The sequence below is a fragment of the Methylobacterium mesophilicum SR1.6/6 genome (assembly GCF_000364445.2).
In the GTDB taxonomy this organism is placed as follows: domain Bacteria; phylum Pseudomonadota; class Alphaproteobacteria; order Rhizobiales; family Beijerinckiaceae; genus Methylobacterium; species Methylobacterium mesophilicum_A.
Genome location: NZ_CP043538.1, coordinates 6443293 through 6466288 on the forward strand (window position 1 = coordinate 6443293; position 22996 = coordinate 6466288).

Annotated in this window: 16 protein-coding genes and 1 pseudogene; 8 read left to right on the forward strand and 9 right to left on the reverse strand. The window is 72.3% G+C overall.

Going from position 1 to position 22996, the window contains the following annotated elements; genetic code table 11:
• Window positions 1–170: 170 nt before the first annotated feature.
• From MMSR116_RS30700 to MMSR116_RS30715, 4 genes and pseudogenes are all read right to left on the reverse strand, one after another.
• A complete protein-coding gene (locus MMSR116_RS30700; RefSeq protein WP_010687037.1) occupies window positions 171–5084 on the reverse strand; it encodes a malto-oligosyltrehalose synthase in 4914 nt (1637 codons plus the stop codon).
• Window positions 5081–6886 (reverse strand): malto-oligosyltrehalose trehalohydrolase, encoded by a 1806-nt coding sequence (gene treZ, locus MMSR116_RS30705; protein ID WP_010687036.1) that lies wholly within the window; start codon window positions 6884–6886, stop codon window positions 5081–5083. The genes MMSR116_RS30700 and treZ overlap by 4 nt, the downstream gene beginning before the upstream one ends.
• A gap of 223 nt (window positions 6887–7109) precedes the next feature.
• Window positions 7110–9237, reverse strand: a pseudogene (gene glgX / locus MMSR116_RS30710) (glycogen debranching protein GlgX).
• A gap of 66 nt (window positions 9238–9303) precedes the next feature.
• Window positions 9304–10728 (reverse strand): alpha,alpha-trehalose-phosphate synthase (UDP-forming), encoded by a 1425-nt coding sequence (locus MMSR116_RS30715; RefSeq protein WP_039894761.1) that lies wholly within the window; start codon window positions 10726–10728, stop codon window positions 9304–9306.
• Between the two features lie 521 nt (window positions 10729–11249).
• On the opposite strand from MMSR116_RS30715, the gene MMSR116_RS30720 reads away from it, so the two are divergent.
• The 4 genes from MMSR116_RS30720 to MMSR116_RS30735 all read left to right on the forward strand — a co-directional run bounded on the left by MMSR116_RS30720 (window position 11250) and on the right by MMSR116_RS30735 (window position 13487).
• Window positions 11250–11783 carry a hypothetical protein gene (locus MMSR116_RS30720; RefSeq protein ID WP_010687032.1) on the forward strand — a complete coding sequence of 178 codons (534 nt, stop codon included), beginning with the start codon at window positions 11250–11252 and terminating at the stop codon, window positions 11781–11783.
• A gap of 4 nt (window positions 11784–11787) precedes the next feature.
• The gene (locus MMSR116_RS30725) at window positions 11788–12213 is read left to right on the forward strand and encodes a phage holin family protein (RefSeq protein ID WP_010687031.1); all 426 of its coding nucleotides are present in this window, start codon (window positions 11788–11790) and stop codon (window positions 12211–12213) included.
• A 5-nt stretch (window positions 12214–12218) separates the two neighbouring features.
• Window positions 12219–12590 (forward strand): DUF3618 domain-containing protein, encoded by a 372-nt coding sequence (locus MMSR116_RS30730; RefSeq protein WP_010687030.1) that lies wholly within the window; start codon window positions 12219–12221, stop codon window positions 12588–12590.
• Window positions 12591–12692: 102 nt separating this feature from the next.
• Complete coding sequence (locus tag MMSR116_RS30735) at window positions 12693–13487, forward strand: hypothetical protein (RefSeq protein WP_010687029.1); 795 nt, start codon at window positions 12693–12695, stop codon at window positions 13485–13487.
• A 185-nt stretch (window positions 13488–13672) separates the two neighbouring features.
• Here the strand turns inward: MMSR116_RS30735 and MMSR116_RS30740 are convergent, their stop codons facing one another.
• On the reverse strand, window positions 13673–15202 hold the full coding sequence (locus MMSR116_RS30740; protein WP_010687028.1) for a malonate--CoA ligase: 1530 nt from the start codon (window positions 15200–15202) through the stop codon (window positions 13673–13675).
• Window positions 15203–15276: 74 nt separating this feature from the next.
• Window positions 15277–15774 carry a monooxygenase family protein gene (locus tag MMSR116_RS30745; RefSeq protein WP_010687027.1) on the reverse strand — a complete coding sequence of 166 codons (498 nt, stop codon included), beginning with the start codon at window positions 15772–15774 and terminating at the stop codon, window positions 15277–15279.
• A 45-nt stretch (window positions 15775–15819) separates the two neighbouring features.
• Here MMSR116_RS30745 and MMSR116_RS30750 point away from each other — a divergent pair, with 45 nt between their 5' ends.
• Window positions 15820–16407 (forward strand): TetR/AcrR family transcriptional regulator, encoded by a 588-nt coding sequence (locus MMSR116_RS30750; protein ID WP_010687026.1) that lies wholly within the window; start codon window positions 15820–15822, stop codon window positions 16405–16407.
• Between the two features lie 111 nt (window positions 16408–16518).
• Here MMSR116_RS30750 and MMSR116_RS30755 read toward each other — a convergent pair whose 3' ends face one another.
• Window positions 16519–17931, reverse strand: a complete 1413-nt coding sequence (locus tag MMSR116_RS30755) for a malonyl-CoA decarboxylase (protein ID WP_010687025.1) — start codon at window positions 17929–17931, stop codon at window positions 16519–16521.
• A gap of 257 nt (window positions 17932–18188) precedes the next feature.
• Window positions 18189–18380, reverse strand: a complete 192-nt coding sequence (locus tag MMSR116_RS30760; RefSeq protein ID WP_010687024.1) for a hypothetical protein — start codon at window positions 18378–18380, stop codon at window positions 18189–18191.
• Window positions 18381–18747: 367 nt separating this feature from the next.
• Here MMSR116_RS30760 and MMSR116_RS30765 point away from each other — a divergent pair, with 367 nt between their 5' ends.
• Window positions 18748–19923 (forward strand): MFS transporter, encoded by a 1176-nt coding sequence (locus MMSR116_RS30765; RefSeq protein WP_039894739.1) that lies wholly within the window; start codon window positions 18748–18750, stop codon window positions 19921–19923.
• Here the strand turns inward: MMSR116_RS30765 and cobD are convergent.
• Complete coding sequence (cobD, locus tag MMSR116_RS30770; protein ID WP_039894738.1) at window positions 19916–20935, reverse strand: threonine-phosphate decarboxylase CobD; 1020 nt, start codon at window positions 20933–20935, stop codon at window positions 19916–19918. The genes MMSR116_RS30765 and cobD overlap by 8 nt on opposite strands.
• Here cobD and cbiB point away from each other — a divergent pair.
• Both cbiB and MMSR116_RS30780 read left to right on the forward strand, forming a co-directional pair.
• On the forward strand, window positions 20927–21922 hold the full coding sequence (gene cbiB / locus MMSR116_RS30775; RefSeq protein WP_039894737.1) for an adenosylcobinamide-phosphate synthase CbiB: 996 nt from the start codon (window positions 20927–20929) through the stop codon (window positions 21920–21922). The genes cobD and cbiB overlap by 9 nt on opposite strands.
• Window positions 21923–21999: 77 nt before the next feature.
• On the forward strand, window positions 22000–22914 hold the full coding sequence (locus MMSR116_RS30780; protein ID WP_010687020.1) for an NAD(P)-dependent oxidoreductase: 915 nt from the start codon (window positions 22000–22002) through the stop codon (window positions 22912–22914).
• The last annotated feature ends 82 nt before the right edge of the window (window positions 22915–22996 follow it).

Genomic DNA, 22996 nt, shown 5'->3' on the forward strand with positions numbered 1-22996 from the left:
GGCCCGACATGTCTCAGCAGAGTTGCGTGACACGGCTGCGGAGGGAGAGCAGGTCGAAACACCCCGACCGCCGCCGTCCCTGCGAGCGCAGCGAAGCAATCCAGAAGCGCCACGCCTGCCGAGGTCGCGTGTCCCTGGATCGCTTCGCTGCGCCCGCGACGACAAAGGGATCACGCGTCCCGCCGCAGCATCGCGTAGGGCAGGTCGCGCAGGAGGGTGCCGAGATCGGCCCCGTCGCCTTCCCCCTGCCCTTCGATCACCCGCCCCGTCGCGAGATCCCGCCAGCGGGTCCCCGCGCCGAGATCGACCCGGGTGCCCGCGAAGGCCTCCCCCGACCAGACCGCCTCCCCGACGAAGCCCGCCACCAGCCGCGGCACCGCCACGAACAGGTCGCCGCCCTCCTGGCCGGGATCGGTCCGCCGGTAGGCGAGCACGTGGTCGGCGCGCGGACCCGTCGCGTCGACCGGCTCGTAGGCGGCGCTCGCATAAAAATCCGGGCGTTCGGACCGCTCGGCGAGGAGCCGCGTCAGGGTCGCCTGCTTGACCCGCCCGTCCGGCCAGTGCGCCAGAAGCGCCGCCGGTTCGCCGCCCTCTTCCAGCATCCGCTCCAGGGCCGGGTAGTCCACCGGGCGGCGGTTGTCGGGATCGACGAAGGAGAAGTCCCAGATTTCCGTGCCCTGGTAGGTGTCGGGAAGGCCCGGCAGGGTGCATTTCAGGACCGTCCGGCCGAGGCTCGCCAGCATGCCGAGATGGGCGAGCCGCCGGGCGAAGGGCCGGAGCTCCGCCAAGAAATCCGAGCCCGGGGCGATCAGCGCCGTAAACAGCTTCCGGACCGCGCCCTCGTAGACGTCGTCGACGTTGACCCAGCTCGACCGGCGCTTGCCCTCGCGCATGGCCTTCTCGCCATAGGCGATCAGACGATCGCGGAAAGCCTCGATCGCCCCGGGCTCATCCCGCTCCAGAAGCTCCAGCGGCCAGGCGCCCAGGATCGCCTGGAAGAACATCCACTGGTCGTTGGCGTCGGGGGCCGGCTCGCCGTCGATGCGCGCGAGGTGGGGACCGGCCGTCCGCTGCCACAGGTCCCAGGCCTTGGCCCATTCCTCGGGGATCTCCGAGAGGGCGAGGAGCCGCGTGCGGGCATCCTCGCCGCGCTTGGTGTCGTGGGTCGCGGTGGTGATCATGGCGCTCGGCCAGTCGCGGGCGCGGGCGGTCTGGAGGTCGTGGAAGTGCTCGGCGTCGATGCCGTACTCGCCCGGATCGCCGCCGACCTCGTTGAGGCCGAGGAGACAGGCGTAGCGGTAGAACAGCGTGTCCTCCAGGCTCTTGGCCATGACCGGGCCGGTGAGCTGCTGGAACCGGCGGCGGAAGCGCAGGGCAACCCGCGGGTCCGGCCGGCCGGGGCCCGACGTCTCGATCCGCCCGAGCAGGACGTCGGCGGCGAAGTCGTGGACCGAGCGGTCCGGCAGGCTCGACCAGCGCTTGGCCTTGGCGACGGCCCCCTCGATCAGGCGCACGTCCTCGGGCTCGACCTCCCCCTCCTCCAGCTCCGGCGGCAGGTAGCTGCGGTAGGTCGGGAAGCGCGCGATGATCTCGATCAGCGCCCGGCGCAGCGCGTTGACGGTGAAGTCGCGGGTGCGCCGGTCGGCGTCGGCGACCTCCTTCAGGTCGGAGGTCAGCACCTCCAATTCGCTCGCGAAGCTGATCTCCAGGATCTCGGCCTTGGCGGCGCGGAGCTGGAAGCCGTAGGGCTCGTCGAAGCCCGTGGCCCAGGTGTAGAGCCGCTCGACCTTCCCGCGCCGGGACTTGTCGACCAGGATCCCGTCGAGCTGGTTGAGGACGTCGTAGCCCGTGGTCCCGGCGACCGGCCAGGGCCGCAGCCGCTCGCCCGGCTCCAGGATCTTTTCCACCACCACGTAGAAGCCCGGTCCGACCGCCGCCTGGAGCGCCCGCGCGTAGCCCAGCGGGTCGGCGAGGCCGTCGATGTGGTCGATGCGCAGGCCGTCGATCCGGCCCTCGCGGACGTGCCGGAACACGGTCTCGTGCGAGCGGTGGAAGATGTCGGACAGCTCGACCCGTAGCCCGGCCAGAGAATTCACGTCGAAGAAGCGGCGGTAGTTGATGTCGCTCGACGCCACCCGCCAGTGGGCCAGCCGGTAGGCCTGCGCCTCCAGCAGCCGGTGCAGCGGCCCGAAACTGTCCGGGCGGCCCTTGAAGCCGTTGAGCAGCGCCAGCGTGCTGGCGGTGGCCTCCTGGATCAGCGGCGACACGCCGTAGATCTCGGCGAGCCGGCGCTTCAGGCCCTCGGCCTCCTCAGGAAAGCTCCTTCTGCGGGTCTCGTCGGGGTCGATGGACATCGCCCGCAGCCGCTCGGAGATGGCGAGCAATTCCGCGGTGGTGTCGTCGTCCACGGCCCCGATGGCGGCGATCACCCGGTTGAGGATCGTCGGGTAGCTCAAGGGGCGGATCGGCAGCTGGTGCTCGTAGTGCCAGACGCTGAAGGCGCCCTTGTCGGGGTCGAATTTCAGCTCCAGCGTGCCCTTCTCCAGGGCTTCGCCGTAGCGGTCGCCGAGGAACGGGATCACGAGGTTGCGCCCGGCCCCGAGCCGCTGCCAGTCGATGTCGAAGGCGTCGGCGAACGGCGACAGCGAGCCCCATTCAAGCACCGAGAGCCACCACGGGTTGTCGGCGCCGCCGACGCCCATGTGGTTCGGGACGATGTCGAGCAGCAGCTTCATCCCGTGGGCGTGCAGCGTCTCGGAGAGCCGGATGAAGCCCTCTTCGCCGCCGAGTTCCGGGTTGATCGCGCCGTGGTCGACGATGTCGTAGCCGTGGGTCGAGCCGGGCCGCGCCGTCTGGAGCGGCGAGGCGTAGACGTGGCTGATCCCGAGCCGGCGCAGGTAGGGGACGATCCGGCCCGCATCCGCGAAGGTGAAGTCCTTGTGGAACTGCAGCCGGTAGGTCGACCGCGGCGGCGGCGCGGCGAGGCGCGCGGCGCCCGAGCGCGGGCCGCGCGCTTCGGCCGAGAGGGCGGCCGCGAGCTTCGCCAGGGGGCCGCCGGGGGCGGCGATGTCCACGAGGTCCCGGTCGAGCTTGCGCCGCCAGTTCGGGTAGCCCTCGGTCGAGCCCGGCACGTTGGCCTGGGCGAGTTCCGAGACCACGTCCTCGTACTGGACGGCGGTGAGCATCGCGGGCGCCCGGGCGAGGTAGCGGGCGGCCGCCTCGAAGGGCGCGGAATCCGGGGGCTCGGCGGCGGGCAGCAGCTGCTCGGCCGCCAGCGCCTCGGCGAGGCGGCGGCGTTCCACCACCCGCTCGCCCCGCTCGGCCTCGGCCCGCTCCTGGTCGTAGAGGCCGAGCGACTGGCGGGTGTCGGTGTCGACCCCGCGCCACCAGCCGACGAAAGTCGGCAGGTCGTGGGTGGTGATGGCGGTCAGCGCGTCGCGCGGATAGGCCGAGGGCGGTTTGAACCGCCCGTCGCCCTCGCGCTCGAAGGCGAGGATCCGGTAGCTCAGCACACCGGCCCGCATCAGCGCGTCGGAAAAACCCTCGGGCGCCGTGCCGAGATCCTCCGCGATGACGAGGCACTTGTTGCGGTGGCTCTCCAGCCGCAGCACCGCCAGCATCGGCTCGAACGGCATGGCCACGTAGGCTCCGGCCTGGGCCCCTGCCCCCAGCGGGATCAGGAACAGGCGGGCGAGCTGGAAGGCGTGGTCGATCCGGATCGCGCCGGCGTGGCGCATGTTGGCCTGGACCAGGGCGCGGAAGGCCGCGAGCCCGTCGCGCTCCATCGCCAGCGGGTCGAAGGCCGGTAGGCCCCAGTTCTGGCCCTTGGGCGCCAGCAGGTCCGGCGGCGCGCCGATGGAGACCTTGTCGGCGAAGCGCTCGGGATGGGACCAGATCTCGGATCCGCCCCGGTCGGCGCCGACCGCGAGGTCGCGGTAGAGCCCGACCCGCATGCCGGCACCCAGCGCCGCCGCGGAGGCCTCGGCGAGCTGCCGGTCGGCGAGGTATTGCAGCCACGCGTGGTAGCCGACGAGCTCCGCGTTCTCCGCCGCGAAGGCCCGCACCGCGTCGGTGCCGGCGCGGCGGTAATCCTCCGGCCAGTCGCCCAGCCAGTGCGCCCCCTGCCCGCGGAAATGCTCGGACAGCGCCTCGAACAGGGCGTGCGATTCGAGATCCTCGCCGCCCTCCTGGCGGAAGCGCGCGAAGCCCGCATCGGTGCCGGCCCGGGCCGGCGACTCGGCCCAGAGGGCCCGGAGCACCGGGTCGAGCACGTCGTGGACGCCCTGGTGGTCGACGAGGGCCGCCTCCCGCAGCGCCGTGATCGCGTCCGCGCGCTCGGCCAGCAGCGCCTCGGCCCGGGAGCCCGCGAGCCCCGGCAGGCTGCGCGGCGCGATGAACAGGGTCTCCAGGAACAGGCGCGAGGACGGCGAGTAGGGCGAGATCTTGGTCCGGTCGGAGCCGAACAGGGCGTGGACCGGGCTCAGCCCCAAAAAGGCCGCCCCGCGCAGGGCGGCCTCGCGGGCGGCCTCGCCGGCATCCGCGTAGGTGCCGATGCCGATATTGGTGGCCGAGCGCAGGCCGTAGAGCTGGGCGGCGAGCCCCCAGTCGGAGGCCCCCTCCTCCGTGTAGGGGCGCGGGCGCCAGCAGCGCTGCGGCGCGGCGATCACCCAGGCCTCGGTGCGGCTCTGCCCGGCCTGCACGGTGAGGCGGTGATAGCCCGGCGTCAGCGGCGGCAGCTCGAAGCCCGGCTCCGCCCCTTGCGGGTTCGCCCGCCCCTCGCGGGCGGTGCCGCGCTCGTCCACGAGGCGCCAGACCAGGGTATGGGGCGCACCGTCCTGCAGGCGCACCGGCACCCGGGCGGCCCGGCGGGCCTCCACGGGCAGGAGCGGCGGGATCAGGCCGCGGCGCAGGTGCTCGACTTGCGCCAGGCTCCCGGCGATCGCCGCCTCGTCCTCCACCGCGAATCCGAGGGCCGCCAGCAGGCCGCGCCGCACCTCCGGCGGCGTCTCGACAGGCTTGCCGAAGGCGTCCGTGTAGCCGGATGCGACGCCGACGAGATCGGCGAGTCTTTCGAGAAGGCTCACGCGCGGGGCTCCGTCAGGAACACGCCGGTCCAGGAGGGCAGATCGCGTCCGGCCCCGTCCGGGGCGTTGGTCCAGACCACACGGGCGCCGCCCGGATCCAGCGCGAAGGCCGCAGCGCCGACATTGGCGACGAAGCGCAGGGTACCGGTGCCGAAGCGCCACGTGCAGTCGACCACGTCCGCCCGCGGCATCGTGGCGGCGGCGCCGTCGTAGCCGGACTTCGCCAGGGGCACGACCACATCGCGGCGTATGGAGAGCAGCCGGGTCGTGTCGGCCAGCACCTCCCGGTGGGGCGAGCGCTCCCGCTCCGACCAGTCGAGCTTGGACGCCGCGAAGGTTTCGGCCTCGGTCGGATCGGGTATCTTGGAGGTGTCGTCCGCGAACGCCGCGAAGCTCTTGAACTCCCGGCGGCGGCCGTCGCGCACCGCTTTGTTCAGCGCCTCGTCCGGCGCGAAGTCGACGAAGAACAGGAACGGCGCCGAGGCCGACCATTCTTCGCCCATCCAGAGCATCGGAATCTGCGGCGCCAGCAGGAACCCGGCCCGCGCAAGGTCGAGTTTCTTGGGATCGGCCAGATGGTTGAGCCGCTCGCCGAGCGCCCGGTTGCCGACCTGATCGTGGTTCTGCAGGAAGGTCACGAAGGCGGAGGGCGGCAGGTGCCCGGAGGGTTCGCCGCGGGGATGGTTGCCGAGGGTCGAGAACGGTTCGCCCTGATACGCAAAGCCCTCCGCGAGGCAGCGGGCGAGGTGGGCGACCGGTTTGTCGGCAAAGCTTTTATAGTAGCCGGCGTCCTCGCCCGTCAGCAGGACGTGCCAGCAATGGTGCAGGTCGTCGGCCCACTGCGCGTCGTGCATCTTCGGGCGCCCGGCGGCGTCCCGCTCCAGCCAGCGGGCCTGGTTGGCCTCGTTCTCCAGCATCAGGTGGATCTGCCGGTCGGGGAAGGTTCTCCGGATCGTCTCGCCGAGTTCGGCCAGGAAGTGGCGGGGCGAATCGTCGAGGATCGCGTGGACGGCGTCGAAGCGCAGGCCGTCGAAGCGGTACTCCTCCAGCCAGTACAGGGCGTTCTGGATGAAGTACTGGCGCACCGTGGCGCCGCTCTCCTTGCCGTCGAAGTTGATGCCCGCGCCCCAGGGCGTCTGGTGGCGCTCGGTGAAGAAGGTCTTGGCGTAGGCGTGGAGGTAGTTCCCGGCCGGGCCGAAATGGTTGTAGACCGCGTCGAGGTAGACCATCAGCCCGAGCCCGTGGGCGGCGTCGATCAGGCGCTTGAGGTCGTCCGGGCGGCCGTAGGCGCCGTCGGGGGCGTAGGGTTGGACGCCGTCATAGCCCCAGTTGCGCGAGCCCTTGAAGTCGGCGAGCGGCAGCAATTCGATGGCGGTGACGCCCAGCGCCTTGAGGTCGGGCAGGCGGCCCTGCAGACCGGCATAGGTGCCCTCCGGCGTCGCCGTGCCGACATGGCACTCGTAGATCACCGCCTCCTCGAAGGGCCGCCCGGCCCAGGCCTCGTCGGACCATTCGAAGGCGCGCGGGTCGATCACCTCGCTCAAGCCCGAGACGTCGTCGGGCTGGAAGCGGGAGGCGGGATCGGGGGCGATCAGGTCGCCGTCGATGCGGAAGCCGTAGCGGGCGCCGGGCTTCACGCCGGGCAGGGCGGTGCGCCGCCAGCCGCCGCCGGATTCGGGCAGCGGGTGGTCGACACCGTCGACGACGAGGTCCACGCTCTGGGCGGTGGGCGCCCAGAGGGCGAAGCGGACGCCGCCCTCGACCATCTCGGCCCCGAATTCCATGCTGTGGGCGCGCCGCATCGGGCCACCGTCCTCGTCGTTGGCCGCGCGGAGCGCAAGCGCGGCAGGCTCATCTGTCGTGGGAGAAGGCCCCGGGGTCGATCCGGTTCCCGCAGTGCAGCTATGGCGGATGCGGTGTGTGGCAATTGGGGGATGGCGCGCGCGCGTCACCCTCCCCCGCGGAGGGGGGCGGGAGAGCCCGTGGGGCGGTCACCGATCTCATCCTCGAACGGTTTTGCCCCTGTCACCCCGGCACCCACCCGCCCCGGCTCCCGTTCTCCGTCCCGGCCGCCGTCAGCACCAGGACCGTGCGGCCGGGCAGCGGCACCGCGGCTCCCGCTTCGTAGGATGCGGCGTCCGGCGGAAGCGCGCCCTCCGGCGCGCCGGTGTCGAAGACCGGCCTCCACGGTCCGCCCACCACCGGGACGAGGCGGAACGTGACGGCCCCCTCTCCGGCGTTGAACAGCATCAGCAGGCGGTCGCCCGGCCCGCCGTCGTTGCCGATCTGCATGCCGAAGACCTGGAGCCCGTCATCGGACCAGTGGCGCACCTCCATCTCGGTGCCCTCGGGTGCCAGCCAGTGCACGTCGCGCAGGGGCTCGTCCGGATCGATCAGCGCGCCGGTGAAGAAGCGCCGCCGGCACAGGGCCGGCTGGGCGTGGCGCAGGGCCAGCAGGTTGGCCACGAACCCCGTGAGCGCGGGGTCGGGATCGACGCTCCAATCCATCCAGCTCGTCGGATTGTCCTGGGCGTAGGCGTTGTTGTTGCCGCCCTGGCTGCGGGAGCGCTCGTCGCCCATCAGCAGCATCGGCACACCCTGGGCCAGAATCACGGTGGCCAGCATGTTGCGCTTCTGCCGGGCACGGACCGCCAGGATGGCCGCATCGTCGGTGTCGCCCTCGACGCCGTAGTTGCGGCTGACGTTGTGGTTATGGCCGTCGCGGTTGTCCTCGCCGTTGGCCGCGTTGTGCTTTTCCTCGTACGCCACCGTGTCGGCGAGCGTGTAGCCGTCGTGGCTCGCGATGAAGTTGACGCTGGCCAGCGGCGAGCGCCCGGACGGCGCGAACACCTCCCGCGAGCCGGTCAGCCCCTGCGTGACCTTGGCGAGCGTGCCGGAATCGCCCTTCCAGAAGCCGCGCGTCGCGTCGCGGAACTTGTCGTTCCACTCGCTCCAGCCGCGGGGATAGCCGCCGAGCTGGTAGCCCCCCTCCCCGATGTCCCAGGGTTCGGCCACCATCTTGACCCGGGCGAGCACCGGGTCCTGCGCCACCGCCTGGAAGAAGGCCGCCCGCGCGCTGAAGGCCAGCGGCGCGCGCCCGAGGCTGGAGGCGAGATCGAAGCGGAAGCCGGCGATCCCGTAGGCGGTCACCCAGTGGCGCAGGGAATCCAGCACCAGCTGCATCACCCGCGGGTGGCTCACGTCGAAGGTGTTGCCGCAGCCGGTGCAGTCGATGGTGCGGCGCGGGTCGGCGGTGTCGAGCTTGTAGTAGCTGGCGTTGTCGATGCCGCGGAACGACAGGGTCGGGCCGGTATGGTCGCCCTCGGCGGTGTGGTTGTAGACCACGTCGAGCCAGGTCTCGATCCCGGCGGCGTTCAGCTCCCGGATCGCCGCCTTCAGGCTGCCGAGGCCCCCCTCCCCCAGGTAGCGCGGGTCCGGGGCGAAGTAGCCGACGGGTTGATATCCCCAGAAGTTGACGAGGCCCCGCTCCACCAGGAAGCGGTCATCCGCGAAGGCCTGGATCGGCAGGAGTTCCAGGGCGGTCACGCCGAGCTTCACGAGGTGGTCGATGATCGCCGGGTGGGCGAGCGCCGCGTAGGTGCCGCGCTCCGCCTCGGGGATGTCGGGATGGGTGCGGGTCAGCGCCTTGACGTGGGCCTCGTACACCACCGTCTCGGCGAGCGGCCGGCGCACCGGCGTGAGGGCGAGGTCGGGCACCTCGGGGGCGGTGACCACGCATTTCGGCATGTAGACCGCGCTGTCGCGCCGGTCGATCCGGTCCTCCCGCCGGCTCTCGCCGCCCCGCCCGGTGCCCGTAGAGCGCGTCGTGCCAGCGGATCCGGCCGCGGATCTCCCGGGCGTAGGGATCGAGCACCAGCTTCGAGGGGTTGAAGCGGTGCCCGGCGGCCGGGTCCCAGGGCCCGTGCACCCGGTAGCCGTAGAGCTGCCCCGGCAGGACCCCGCGCAGATAGCCGTGCCAGACGTCGTCGGTCCGGCACGGCAGCCGGACCGTGCGGGTCTCGTGCCGCTCGCCCGGCTCGAACAGGCAGATGTCGACCGCGGTGGCGTGCTCGGAGAACAGGGCGAAGTTGACGCCGCGCCCGTCGAAATGCGCGCCGAGCGGCGCCGGCACCCCGTCGTCGACGGCGATCATGCGGGGCGTCCGGTCTCGAAGGGGGGCGCGGAGGGGGAGGCGCGGGAGGTCAGCGGACGGAGCCGGCTATTCGGCCGCCGCCGCCGTCGTGGTCGGGGGCTCACGCTCGACCGTGCGGAAATTCTCTAGCTCCGCCAGGAAGTTGCGCGCCCACCAATCGACGTCCTCGCGGGTCATGCGCTCGACCATCGGCTTCCAGCGCGCCAGCCGCTCCGCCTTCGGCATGTAGAGCGCGGCCCGGATCGCCTCCGCCACCTCGAACTTGTCGTAGGGGTTGATCAGCAGCGCCTCGGGCAGCTGCCGGGCGGCGCCGGCGAATTTCGACAGGACCAGCACGCCCGGATCGTCCTCAGCCTGCGCGACCACGTATTCCTTGGCGACGAGGTTCATGCCGTCGCGCATCGGCGTGACGAGCCCGACCCGGGCCGCCCGGTACAGGCCGGCGAGCACGGGGCGCGGATAAGCCTTGGTGATGTACTGGATCGGCGTCCAAGCGGGGTCGCCGAGCGACCCGTTGATCTCGCCGACCTTCTCGTTCACCTCGCGGGCGAGTTGCTCATATTCCGGAACCTCGCTGCGGGATTTGGGCGTGATCTGGATGTAGGTGACGTTGCCGCGCTGGTCTGGGTTCGAGGCGAAGAAGCTCTCCACCGCCTCCATCCGCTCGGGCACGCCCTTCGAGTAGTCGAGCCGGTCGACGCCGATCAGCAGCTTGCGGGTGCGCAGGCCCGCCATGGTCTCGCGCACGACCTTGTTGGCGTTGGCCTTCTCGGCGGCCTCCTTGAAGCCCGCCACGTCGATGCCGATCGGGAAGGCGCGGATCCGGGTGCGGCGGCCGTCGACCATCAGCGAGCCGCCGCCCAGCGGGATCGCCCGCTGGGTATCGACGAGGTTGCGCTGGAGGTTCTGGACGTCGGCCTCGGTCTGCAGGCCGATCAGGTCGTAGTCGACGATGGCGCGCAGCAGTTCGGTGCTCGCCGGCAGCGAGTTGAACACGTCGGCGGCGGGCCAGGGGATGTGGTGGAAGTAGCCGATCGGGTTGTCGAGCCCGAGGCCGCGCAGCTCGGCCGCGAGCGGCAGCAGGTGATAGTCGTGAACCCAGATGATGTCGTCGGGCTCCACCAGCTTGGCGAGGGCGCGGGCGAAGGTCCGGTTCACGCGGCTGTAGCCGGCATAGTCCGAGCGCGAGAACGCGCCGAGACCGAGCCGGTAATGCATGATCGGCCACAGGGCCCGATTCGCGAAGCCGGCGTAGTACTCCAGGTGGTCCTGCGGCGAGAGGTCGACGACGGCGTACTGGACCCGGCCCCGGTCGATCAGCGTCGGCTCCTCGGAGGGCTCCTCCGTGATCGTGCCGCTCCAGCCGAACCACAATCCCTCGTAGGCCGTGAAGGCCTCCTTGACCGCGACGGCCAGGCCGCCCGCCGCCACCGCCTTGCCGCCCTCTTCCGGGACGGCGACGCGGTTCGATACGATCACAAGGCGTGCCACGCGGGTCGGCTCCGGATCAGGGGCGCGGGTCGAGTCGGGATCTCGCCGCGCCTGCATCGGGACATCAACTATATGTCAGAACGCGCGGGGGTCCTGCGCGATCCTTTGTTGTTTCTTAGGGCAACCCGAGTGGGCAGCCCAAGTTGGGGCAACCCAAGCGTGAAGCCGGGCGCGGGTCAAGTCGAGGCGGCGCCCTTCCAGGACAGGGCGATCGCTCCGTTCCCGCGCTGCGTCACGCGCCCCGGCCGCCGGAGGTTACTGGCCGGCGATTTCGGGCGCGTTGTGCAAGCGTGGCGGTTCTGCCAGACAGTGTCTGAACGCAGACTGAGCGCCGCCTGAGCGCCGCGCCAAGATGGAGCCGGGTGCAGGCATCCGGGAAAGAAGCCCAGGCAGCGCGCAGCCCGCGCCGGCAGCGCAAACGGTGCCGGAACCGGTGAGTGCCCAATCGGTTACTCAGCCATCGCGGGGGCCGCGGTCGCCGCAAGCGGCGCCCACCCTGCGTCGCGAGGAGTGTTTTCGACATGGCCGGCAACGAGTTCCCGCAGGACGCACCCAAGGACCCGCTCGCGGATCCGCTCCACGAGACCTCGCATCAGGCGTCGCACGGGGCCGCGGACGAGCGCGCCCAGTGGCGCGCCCTGCAGGGCGATGTCGAGGGGCTGGCCGATGTGGCGGCCGAGCGCGGGCGGGGGCTCATCGACGCGGCGCGCCTGCAGGCGCAGAGCTATGTCGAGCAGCGCAAGAGCGACGCGGCGCAGTCGGTCCACGACCTCGCCCAGACGATCCGCAATTCCGGCCGCGACCTCGGCGACAAGCCGAACGTGCGCGCCTTCTTCGACAGCGCCGCCGACGGCCTGGAGCAGCTCGGCACCTCGATCGAGCGACGCAGCCTCGGCGACTTCTACAGCGAGGCCGAGTCCTTCGCGCGCCGCGCGCCGGTGGCGGTGGCGGTGGGCACCTTCGTGGCCGGCCTGATCGCCGCCCGCTTCATCAAGTCGTCGAGCCTGCCGCCCGAGGCGCCGGACGGCGACGCCCGCGACAGCTTCCGGGCCTGACGCCATGGCCCAGGGTCCTGATCCCCGCCAGGCGGGCGCCGCCAACGGCGCCTCCAGCATCCAGAGCCTGATTGGCGACGCTCTCCGGGAGACCAACGAGCTCGCCCGCAAGGAGATCGCGCTGTTCCGGGCCGAGATGGCCGGCAACCTCCGCCAGCTCATCGTCGGGCTCGCCTGCATGGTCGGCTCGGCGGTGTTCGCCGTGGTCGCCCTGCTGGTCCTGATCGGTGCCTTCGTGAAGTGGCTCGCCACGATCGTCGGCTCCGAGTGGCTCTCAGCTCTGATCGTCGGCGGCGTGCTGCTGGTCCTCGCCCTCGGGATGGCCCTGTGGGCGCGCAGCGTCCTCTCCCTCTCCACCCTGGCCCCGACGCGCACCACGCGCCAGGTCCGCCAGGATGCCCAGGCCCTGTCGGAGCGCGTGTCCGGATGAGTACGATGAACGACCTCGAGAAGGAGATCGAGGAGAGCCGAGCCCGGCTCGACGACACGATCGACCGCATCCAGGGCCGGCTCTCGGTGCCGAACCTCGTGGACGAGATGCTGGGCAATGCCCGGCGGGTGCCGGCCCTGAACACAACCTACGACAGCGCCCTGGAGGCGGTGCGCCGCAATCCCGTGCCGGTGCTGCTGATCGCGGCGGGCGTCGGACTGCTGTTCAACCGGATGGCGAAGGACGCCCAGCGTCGGCGCACCGAGGTCTCGGCCGCGCGCGTGCCCACCCTGAACACCGGCGCGGCCCGCGGCTACGACCCCGATCTTCCGACGGTTCGCCCGGTCCGCGATCCGCTGGACAAGACCGAGATCTGACGTCCGGGCGAGGCCGGGACGAAACTTCCACGCGCCCGGCCTGGAGCCGGGGAGACCGGCGCCGAAGGCGGGCCGCCGGGACCGACATCCGAGGACAGCGTCATGACCGACAAGCCCGGCAGCTCTACCCCTTCCAGCACCCCCGAGAAGCTCGCCGCCGAGGCGGGGATGCCGCACGGCGCCGGCGACCGGAGCCTGCGGCCGGATCCGGCTGGCCTCGGCGATCCAGGCGCGCCCGGCACGGCCGCGGGCGACTTCACCCTCCGGCCCGATCCGCGCGGCCTGCACGACCCGCTCCGGCCCGGCGCGGCGACGGGCTCGCACGATGCACCGCATGATGCCGCTTCTGCCGCGAAGGACGGCGTCCGGGCGGTGGGCGACCGCGCCGCCGACCTCGCCGGGCAGGCGCGCCGGACCGTGTCGGACCTCGCCGACGACATCAACGACCGCCTCGGCGGCGCGGCCGACCAGGCGCGCGACCGCGCCTCCGCGGCCTACGACGACGCCCGCGAGCGGGCTGGCACCCTGCATCGCCGCAACATGCGGGCGCTCGACGACCTGACGAGCCAGGGCATCGACGGGCTGCACCGCGGCCGTACCGCCGTCGAACGCTTCGTGGACGACAACCCGCTCCTCGTCGGCGTGGTCGGCGTGGCCGCGGGCCTGCTCCTCGGGGCGCTGCTGCCGCGCACGCGCCAGGAGGACCGCAGCATCGGCCCCTGGGCCGACGAGGTGCGCGACCAGGGCCTGCGCTACGCCCGCGAGGTGACCAATATCGGGCGTGAGTTCGTCCAGACCGCCCTGGATCCGGACAACCTCAATGCCGCCGCCCGCAAGGTGGTGGATCCGGACGGCCACAAGCCGCCAGAGGGGGAGCGGACGCAGCATAATCTCTGATCCGGATTTCGGTTCAGGCGCGTCACGCCCACACCGTCATCACGAGCGGAGCGAAGTGACCCAGGGTCGCGCCACGTCCGGAATCGTGGCGCCGCGCTGGATCGCTTCGCGCCGCTCGCAAGGACGGTGCGGCTTCGATCCCCGGTTCGGTACCCTTTTACCGATGGACCGACCGGGAACCTGAATCAGTCCCGGTACAGCCCCGCATGCGCCTCCCGGAGCAGGTTCTTCTGGACCTTGCCCATGGTGTTGCGCGGCAGCTCGTCCACGAACAGGACGCGCTTGGGGCATTTGAACCGCGCCAGACGTTCCTCCAGGGCGGCCTGGACGCCGGCCTCGTCGGGGCAGCCAGGCCCGCTCACCACCACGGCGGTGACCGCTTCGCCGAAATCCGGGTGCGCCAGCCCGATCACGGCGGATTCGACCACGCCCGGCAACGCGTCGATCTCGGTCTCGACTTCCTTCGGGTAGACGTTGAAGCCGCCCGAGATGATCAGGTCCTTGCCCCGCCCGACGATGTGGACGTAGCCCCGGGCATCGACCTTGCCGAGGTCGCCGGTGATGAAGAACCCGTCCGCGCGGAACTCGGCCGCGGTCTTCTCGGGCATCCGCCAGTAGCCCTGGAATACGTTCGGGCCCTTCACCTCGATCATGCCGACCGCGTCGGGCCCGAGCACCGCGCCCCCCTCCGGGTCGACCACCCGCAGCGACACCCCTGGCAGCGGGAAGCCCACCGTGCCGGCGACCCGGTCGCCGTCGTAGGGGTTCGAGGTGCTCATGTTGGTCTCGGTCATGCCGTAGCGCTCGAGGATGGCGTGACCGGTGCGGGCCTGCCATTCGCGATGCGTCTCGGCGAGCAGCGGCGCCGAGCCCGACACGAACAGGCGCATGCCTCGGGCCGCCTCCGGCGTGAGGCCCGGCTCCTTGAGCAGGCGGGTGTAGAAGGTCGGCACACCCATCATCACGGTCGCCCGGGGCATCAGGCTCAGGATCAGCCTCGGATCGAGCCGGGGCAGGAACAGCATGGAGCCGCCGCTCGCCAGCACCGTGTTGGTCGCCACGAACAGGCCGTGGGTGTGGAACACCGGCAGGGCGTGGATCAGCACGTCGTCGGCGGTGAAGCGCCAATACTCCACCAGCGTCCGGGCGTTCGATGCGAGGTTGTCGTGGGTCAGCATGGCGCCCTTGGAGCGCCCGGTCGTGCCCGACGTGTAGAGGATCGCCGCGAGATCCTCCGGACCCCGGGGGACATCGGCGAAGGCGGCGCCCGCCTTCCCGGCCCGGTCCGCCGCCCGGTTTGCGGCTTCCGCGGCGCTGCCGCCGCCCGACCCGTCGAGGGTCCAGATCTGGCGGACCTTCGCGGCGACCTCCGCCAGCGCGTCGCGCCGGCCCGGATCGCAGACGAACACGGTGGGCTCCGCGTCGCCCAGGAAATAGCCGATCTCCGCCGGGGTGTAGGCGGTGTTGAGCGGCAGGAACACGGCGCCGACCCGGACCGCGCCGAGATACAGGAAGATGACCTCGGGGCTCTTCTCGACCTGCACGGCCACCCGGTCGCCCGGCTGGACGCCCGCCGCCTGCAGGGCCGCCGCGTAGGCGCCGGAGCGGGCAATCAGGTCCGCGTAAGCGTAGCGGCGCCCGTCGGGCGTCTCGATCACGGTCTTGGCGGGATCGCGGACGCCGTCACGGATCAGGGAGAAGAGGTGGTTCGTCATCGTGAGCTTGAGCTATCACGGGCTGTGTGTCCCGCGCACCCATAGCCGCCCGAATACCCTCTCGGCGAGCCCTTTCAGGCGGCCAGCCGCTGCCGCGAGGACAGGAAGGCGCCTTCGGGGGCGCGTTCTGGTGCGAACAGCCCGAGTCCGGTGGGCGCGGGCATCCCGACATAGATCGCCTCGACCCCACCCCGGCTATAGGCCTCGTGCCAGAAGCCGGAGCCCTTGGGATCCCGGGAGAAATCCCGCCACCACGTGCGGTGCGGCTCCGAGCGGGTGAAGTGTTCGAGGCTCTCGAGGTCGCGCCAGTACTGTCGCAGGCCGACATGGGTCAGCCCGAAGAACAGGTTCTCGTGCGCGAGCAGCCCGTCCGGCCGGCTCTGCACCGAGGCGGCGATGCCGCGCCCGAGCCCCATCAGGGCGAGCAGGCCGCGCCAGCGCGTCACGCGGAAGCCGAGATAGACGACGACGAGGTCGGGATAGGCGGACAGGTCCACCGAGCGGCGGGCGGGGGCGGCTTGCCGGGTGGCATGCCGGATGGATTGCCGAGACGATGGCTGAGTGGCTTGCACGGCGCGGCCTCCTGCGCTTTGCTTACGGTGTAAACTTGGCGCGTGATGCTTACGGTGTCAACATTGGATCCGGAGAAAAGCTATCATCACGGTGACCTGCGCGCGGCCCTGGTCGCGGCGGCCCTGGACCTGCTTGAGGCGGGTGGCGAGGCGGCGCTCTCGTTGCGGGCGGCGGCGCGCGCCTGCGGGGTGTCGGCGATGGCGCCCTACCGGCATTTTCCCGGCAAAGACGATCTCCTCGAAGCGGTGGCCGCCCGGGGGTTCGAGGATCTCGCCGCGGAGCTGGAGACGGCCGATAGCGCCGCGTCGGGCAGCGAGGCCCTGGCCGCGCAGGGGGCGGCCTACGTGGCCTTCGCCCGACGCCGACCGGCCCTGTTCCGGCTGATGTTCATGCGACCTTGTCGGAAGCCGGACGCGTCGCGGGCCTACGGAATCCTGGAGCGACGGGCAGCCGCCCTCGCCGGCCCGGGCATGCCCGCCGCCGACCTGACGCTCGCTGCGTGGTCGCTGGTGCACGGGCTCGCAGCGCTGATCCTCGACGGCCGGGTGCCCCTGGAAGGCGAGGCCGCGGAGGCCGCCGCCCGGCGCATCACCCTGGCCTTCGCCACCCGGTTGAACGCGAAGCTCTCATGATCCAGCCATGAACCGTCTCTGCGCGCAGCGAGGCGATCCGGCCGGTGCCGCGCTCACCGAGGTCGCGCACCCGGCTTGCTTCGCTGCGCTCGCAAGGACGGGGTTCCGGTCCTACGCCTCGGCGAGCACCACGACGGCCCGGGGCGGCGGCAGCTTGGCGCGCAGCTCCCGGGTCACCGCTGGGGCCGCCACCACGGTTCCGAGATTGGCGTAGGTCTCGTGATTCCGCTCGATGGCGGCGAGGTCGTACAGGTAGTTGACCATCAGGCCGTGGGACTGCGCCAGCCCTTTCTTCGAGGTGTCGCCCAGGAAGTTGATCCGGTCGAGGCGCGCGCCGTTGCCGAGGTGGAACCGGGCCACCGGGTCGAGGGGGCGCCCGCGCTCGTTCTTGGCGCGCAGGAAGTAGGCGGCCGCCGCCGGGATCAGCGCCCGCCGCACGGTCTCGGCGCGGGCCTTGTCGGCGGCCCAGTCCGGATCGTCCAGTGCCCGCAGGGTCTCGACATCCTCGGGCAGGAGGCCCTGCGGGCTGTCGGCCCGTCGCTCCCGAGCGAGCCACGCGGCGAAGCCCGGCACCGGCGAGAGCGTCACGAAGGTCTTGAGCGTCGGAATCTCGCGGGTGAGATCCTCGACCACCTGCTTGATCAGGAAGTTGCCGAAGGTGACGCCGGCGAGCCCCTTCTGGCAGTTCGAGATCGAGTAGAAGATCGCCGTGGTGGCCGCCTGCGGCTGCAGGGGCTTGCGCGCCTGTGACAGGATCGGGGCGATCGCCGGCGCGATCTGGTCGGTGAGCGCCACCTCCACGAAGATCAGCGGCTCGTCGGCGAGCGCCGGGTGGAAGAACGCGAAGCAGCGCCGGTCCGGCGGCTCGATCCGGGCGCGCAGGTCGTCCCAGTCGGCGATGGCGTGCACCGCCTCGTAGCGGATGATCTTCTCCAGGATGTGGGCCGGCGTGGTCCAGTCGATGTGGCGCAGCACCAGGAAGCCGCGGTTGAACCACGAGGCGAACAGGTGCTCGAAGTCGCAGTCGAGGCTGTCGACCGCGTCGAGCAGGGCGGGCTCGGCCGGGTCGCCGCCCCGGAGCGTCCGCCGCAGGTCGAGCAGGTCCTCGCGCATCCGCACGAGGCTGAGCGTGCCGCCGCGGGCGAGGTTAAGGCGCCGGATCAACTCCTGGCTGCGCGGCTCGGCGGCCTCGTGCAGGCTGCCCAGGCGGGCGCGGGACGGATCGGCGCGGTAGGCGGCGATCGCCTCGTCGACGGCGGCATGGTCGGCGTCGAAGTCGAGGGCGATGGCCCGCAGGAAGGCGTGGCGCTCCGCTTGGCCGAAGCTGGCGTAGCGGTCGAGGATCAGGCGGGCCAGCGCCACGCCGGAGGCCTCGCCGCGCCGGGAGATCAGGTCCTCGCACAGCTTGACGAGGTCTCCGGCGCTCGCCCGGGACGCGATATCGCCGCGGGCGATCCCGATCAGGTCGCGGCCGCGCTCGCTAATGGTCTGAAGCAGGTCGCCGAAGAAGGAGATCGCCGCCATGACCTTCGCACTGACCCCGCCGGACCGGACTTGGCGCGCTTCCGGGCCCCCGACGCCGGCTCGTCGGTCGGGCGCGCGCAGGGCCGGGAGCCATCGTTCCCGCCGCGGGGATGGATCTCGCTCCCGATCCTGCCGTCACTCTACGGCGATGCGGCCGCTGCGACCAGAGCTTGGCCGGTCCCGGATGACGGCTCCCAGCCTGCGGTCGTGGCGCGAAGGTTGTGTGACGGCCGGGTCCGGGTCGGACCAGCGTCGGGTCAGAGCCGCTCGGCCACGGTGGCGAGATCGGCCCGCTCCCGCCAGTCGCCGACGCCGTGCTGGCGGGCGAAGCGGAGCTCGGCCGCACGGCGGGCGCGTCCGGAATCTCGGGCCCGGGTGATCTCGACGGACCCGACCGTGAAAGGAACCCCGAGGATCTCCTTGGCGAAGTCGACGCGGTAGTTCGGCATCCCGTACTCCCTGCTGTGGCGGTTCCGGACGTGTCCGCACGGAACGAAACCGCCCTCTCGTTCGTAATCCGGTGCGGAAGCCTACCGGCCTCGAGGTCCGGATTCTGTGCCTTACGGCACCCGCGCGTGCACCACGGGTGGGACCACGCGTGTGCCGGCGGCGCGGACAATGTCGATTGCATATGGTGCGCTGCCGGCTCCGGTGAAGGGCCTGCGGCGTGATGGCGGGTGCCGGCAGGGATGCAGCGCCGCCGCTTGCCGTGCGGCGCGCTCTCCCCGTATCGCTCCGGCCGGATCTTCACCCCGCACCCACGGACCCGACCATGGCCCTCCCGCGGCGGCGCGTCTGCCTGCCCCCGACCCAGCCGTGACCGCCAGCCTCGACGCGAAGGCCAGACTCGGCCTGACGCTGATCGCCGGCGGGGCCGTGGCCAACATCTACTACAACCAGCCCCTGCTCGGCCTGATCGTCGCCGAGTTCGGCGACCGCGCCGCCCTGTGGGTGCCGACCACGGCGCTGGTCGGCTACGGGCTCGGCATCGTCGGACTCGTGCCGCTCGGCGACGCGCTGCCGCGCCGCGCCCTGATCGTGGGGCAGTGCCTCGGCCTCGCCCTGGCCTTGCTCGCCGTGGGCCTCGCCCCGAACCTCGCCAGCCTCGCGCTGGCCCATCTGGTGGTCGGCGTGCTGTCGTGCGCGGCGCAGCAGGCGGTGCCGTTCGCGGCCGAGCTCGCACCCGACGCGAGCCGCGGGCGGATCGTCGGTCAGGTCATGACCGGGCTCCTGACCGGCATCCTGCTCGCCCGGACGGCGAGCGGGTTCCTGGGCGCCCATCTCGGCTGGCGGCCGGTCTTCCTCGTCGCGTCTGTCCTGGCGCTCGCCATGGCGGGCATCGCGCGGGCCACCCTGCCGCACACGGTGCAGACGCACCCCCTGCGCTACCGCGCCCTGATGCTGTCGATCCTGCATCTCGCGCGCACGCAGCCGGTCCTGCGCACGGCGAGCCTGTCGCAGGCGCTGCTGTTCGCGGGCTTCAACGCCTTCTGGGCGACGCTGGCGCTGCTGGTGGAGGGGCCGCCCTTCGGGCTCTCCGCCGCCGGGGCGGGCCTGTTCGGGGTGATCGGCGTCTGCGGCGCCTTCGTGGCCCCCATCTCGGGCCGCTTCACCGACCGGCGGGGGGCCAAGCCCGTCGTGCTCGGCGGCAGCCTGATGGTCGCCCTGTCGTTCGGGATCCTGTGGGCCGGGGGCACGTGGTCGCTCGTCGCGGTGGCGCTCGGGGTGCTGCTCATCGACATCGGCATGAACGGCGCGCTCATCGCCAACCAGACCCGGGCCTACGCGCTGGTTCCGGGGGCGCGGGGCCGCATCAACACCGTGCTGTTCACGACCCTGTTCGTGTTCGGGGCACTCGGCGCCTATGCCGGCTCGCAGGCCTTCCTGCTGGTCGGCTGGCCGGGCGTCTGCGCGGTGGGGCTCGCCTTCTCGGCGCTGGCCGTGATCGTGGCGGCCCGCGACCCGCATCCGCCGGGTGTGCGGTCTACCTGAGAACCCGAGACAGCCGGCACCACGCCGCCTTCCCCGCCGGCAGGCCGAAGCGCAGACGCTCCGGGCGCTCCGCGAAGCGGCGCACCGCGATCCCCGCCGCCGCGAGCCGCCGGTAGAGATCCGGCCCATCCGAAAAATCGGCGGTCCGGAACAGGCTGGTGCCGCCGACGATCCGGCCGCCGCCCCGCACGATCATCCGGTCGAGGCGGCCCGCGTCCGCCGCCCGGGCGCGGGCCGCCTCCGCGCGCCAGCCCGCATCCGACAGGGCCGCGCACCCGATCGCCAGGGCCGGGCCCGACACTGCCCAGGGCCCGAGGGCCTCGGCGAGCCGCATTGCCGTACCGGGATCCGCGACCGCGAAGCCGAGGCGCAGGCCGGCGAGCCCGTAGGTCTTGCCGAAGGAGCGCAGGACCACGAGGCCGGGGGCCACATGCTGGCACAGGCTCGCCACCGGCTCCAGATCCGCGAAGGCCTCGTCGGCCACAAGCAGGCCACCGCGGGCCTGCAGGGCCTCGGCCAGGGCGCGGCGCGCGGCGAGCGGAAACGTCCGCCCGTCCGGGTTGTTGGGATCGACGATCACCGCCACCCGGGCGTCGCCGAGGGCGTCGACGCTCGGAACCTCCGCCACCGCGTGCCCGGCCCGGGCCCAGGCGGCGGCGTGCTCGGCATAGGTGGGCCCGAGGACCGCCACCCGGGTCGGCGCCAGGAGCCGGGGCAGGGTCTCGATCAGGATCTGTGTGCCGGGGGCAGGCACCACATGGGCCGCGTCCGGTGCCCCGTAGGCCAGGGCGGCCGCCTCCCGGAGGGCCCGGACCTCGGCGGCCTCGGGCAGCCGCGTCCAGGCGCTGGCCTCCACGGGCGGCACGGGATACGGGACCGGGTTGATCCCCGTCGAGAGGTCGAGCCAGGGTTTTGGCGCATCGGGAAAGGCTTCTCGAAGCCCGCCCAGATCGCCGCCATGGGCGATCGCGGCGGGCTCCCGCGCGGAAAAACTCCACACCGAATGGTCCATCTGCCCGGTACGTTCGCCGACACGCTCGCCGTCCTCATCCTCGCCCTTGGGATCGAGGCGGTGGCCGGCTATCCGGACGCGCTCTACAGGGCCCTCGGCCATCCTGTCACCTGGATCGGCCGGCTCATCGCCGCCCTGGAGCGCGGCCTCAACCGCGGCTCGCCGCGCCGTCGCCGCCGCGCGGGCTGCCTTGCGCTGGCGCTGCTGCTCGCCGCCGTGGGCGCGGGCGCCTGGATCCTCGCCGCGCTCGCGGGACTCACCGGTCCCCTCCCCGCCCTCCTGCTCCTCGGCCTGCTCTGCGCGAGCCTGCCGGCGCAGCGCAGCCTGCACGACCACGTCGCCGCGGTGGAGACGGCCCTGCGGACCGGCGGCCTGGAGGCGGGGCGCCGGGCGGTGTCGATGATCGTCGGGCGCGACCCCGAACGCCTCGACGAACCGGCGGTCTGCCGCGCCGCCATCGAGAGTCTTTCCGAAAACTTCTCCGACGGGATCGTGGCGCCGGCCTTCTGGATCGGCGGCCTCGGTCTCCCGGGCGGCGCGCTCTACAAGGCGATCAACACCGCCGACAGCATGATCGGCCACCGCAGCCCGCGCTACGAAGACTTCGGCTGGGCGGCGGCCCGGCTCGACGACGGCGTGAACCTGCCGGCCTCCCGGCTCGCGGGCCTGCTGATCGCCGGGGCGGCGGCCCTGCGCGGTGCGGATGCGCGCGGTGCGCTCCGGGCGATGGTTCGGGACGCGCGCCGCCACCGCTCGCCCAATGCCGGCTGGCCGGAAGCCGCCATGGCGGGGGCGCTCGGACTCCGGCTCGCCGGTCCGCGGGTCTACGACGGCACCCTCGTCCCGGACGCCCATATGGGCGACGGCCGGGCCGAGGCCACGGCGGACGACATCGCCCGGGCGCTGACGCTCTACCGCACGGCCTGCTGGCTCCAGGGCGGGCTGGTCCTCGCTCTCCTCGTCCTCTGTCTGGCCCTGGCCGACTGAACCGCGCCGTCAAAGCCAGGGCTTGGCAGGCCTCCGCTCCGGACGCATCGTGGGCGACCGGGACAGGAAGGAAGCCGATGCGCGCGGTGTTCGTGGATGCGAGCGAAACCCTGGCGGCAGTGGCGAGGCGCCTGCTGCGCCCGGACGATCCGCCCTTCGCCATCCACCCGGATCCGGCCATCGCCCCGGAGGACCTGCCGGGAATCCTGGCCGGGGCCGAGATCGCGGTGATCGACCACACCGCCCTCCCCCTCGCCGTGGCCCGCGCCTGCGAAGGGCTGAAGCACGTGGTGTTCCTCGGCACCGGCGCGCGCAGCTACATGGACCCGGAGGCGCTCGCGGCCGAACGCGGCGTCGCGGTCCACACGATCAAGGGCTACGGCGACACGGCGGTCGCCGAATGCGCCTTCGCGCTGATGTGGGCGGCCGCCCGGGGCCTGCCCGAGATGGACCGGGCCATGCGCGCCGGGACATGGCTGCGCCGGGAGGCGATCCAGCTCACCGGCAAGACCGTCGGCCTCGTGGGCTTCGGCGGGATCGCGGCCGAGTTGGCGCGGCTCTGCGGAGGCATCGGCATGCGGGTGCTCGCCTGGAATCGCACGCCGAAGGCGCATCCGGGCGTCACCTTCGTGCCCCTGGACCAGCTGCTCGCCGAGAGCGACGTGGTCTCGCTCCACCTGCTCCTCACCGACGAGACCCGCGGCTTCCTCTCCGCCGCGCGCATCGCCGCGATGAAGCCCGGCGTCCTCCTGGTCAACACCGCCCGGGGCGCGGTGATCGACGAGGACGCCCTGGTGGCGGCCCTGCGCCGTGGGCACGTGGCGCAAGCCGGGCTCGACGTGTTCACGGTCGAGCCCCTGCCGGCGGATCACCCGCTGGCCGGCCTGCCGAACGTCACCCTCTCGGCACATTCCGCGTTCCGCACGCCCGAGGCCAGCGACAACCTGATCGGCGCCGCCCTCGACCATTGCCGGCGGATCGCCGCCGACTGAGGGCGGTCGAATCACGGTCTCGAAAGGCCGAGACCTTTCGCGGGTCCAGGGCAGAGCCCCGGGGTCCGCTAGGGCTCTGCCC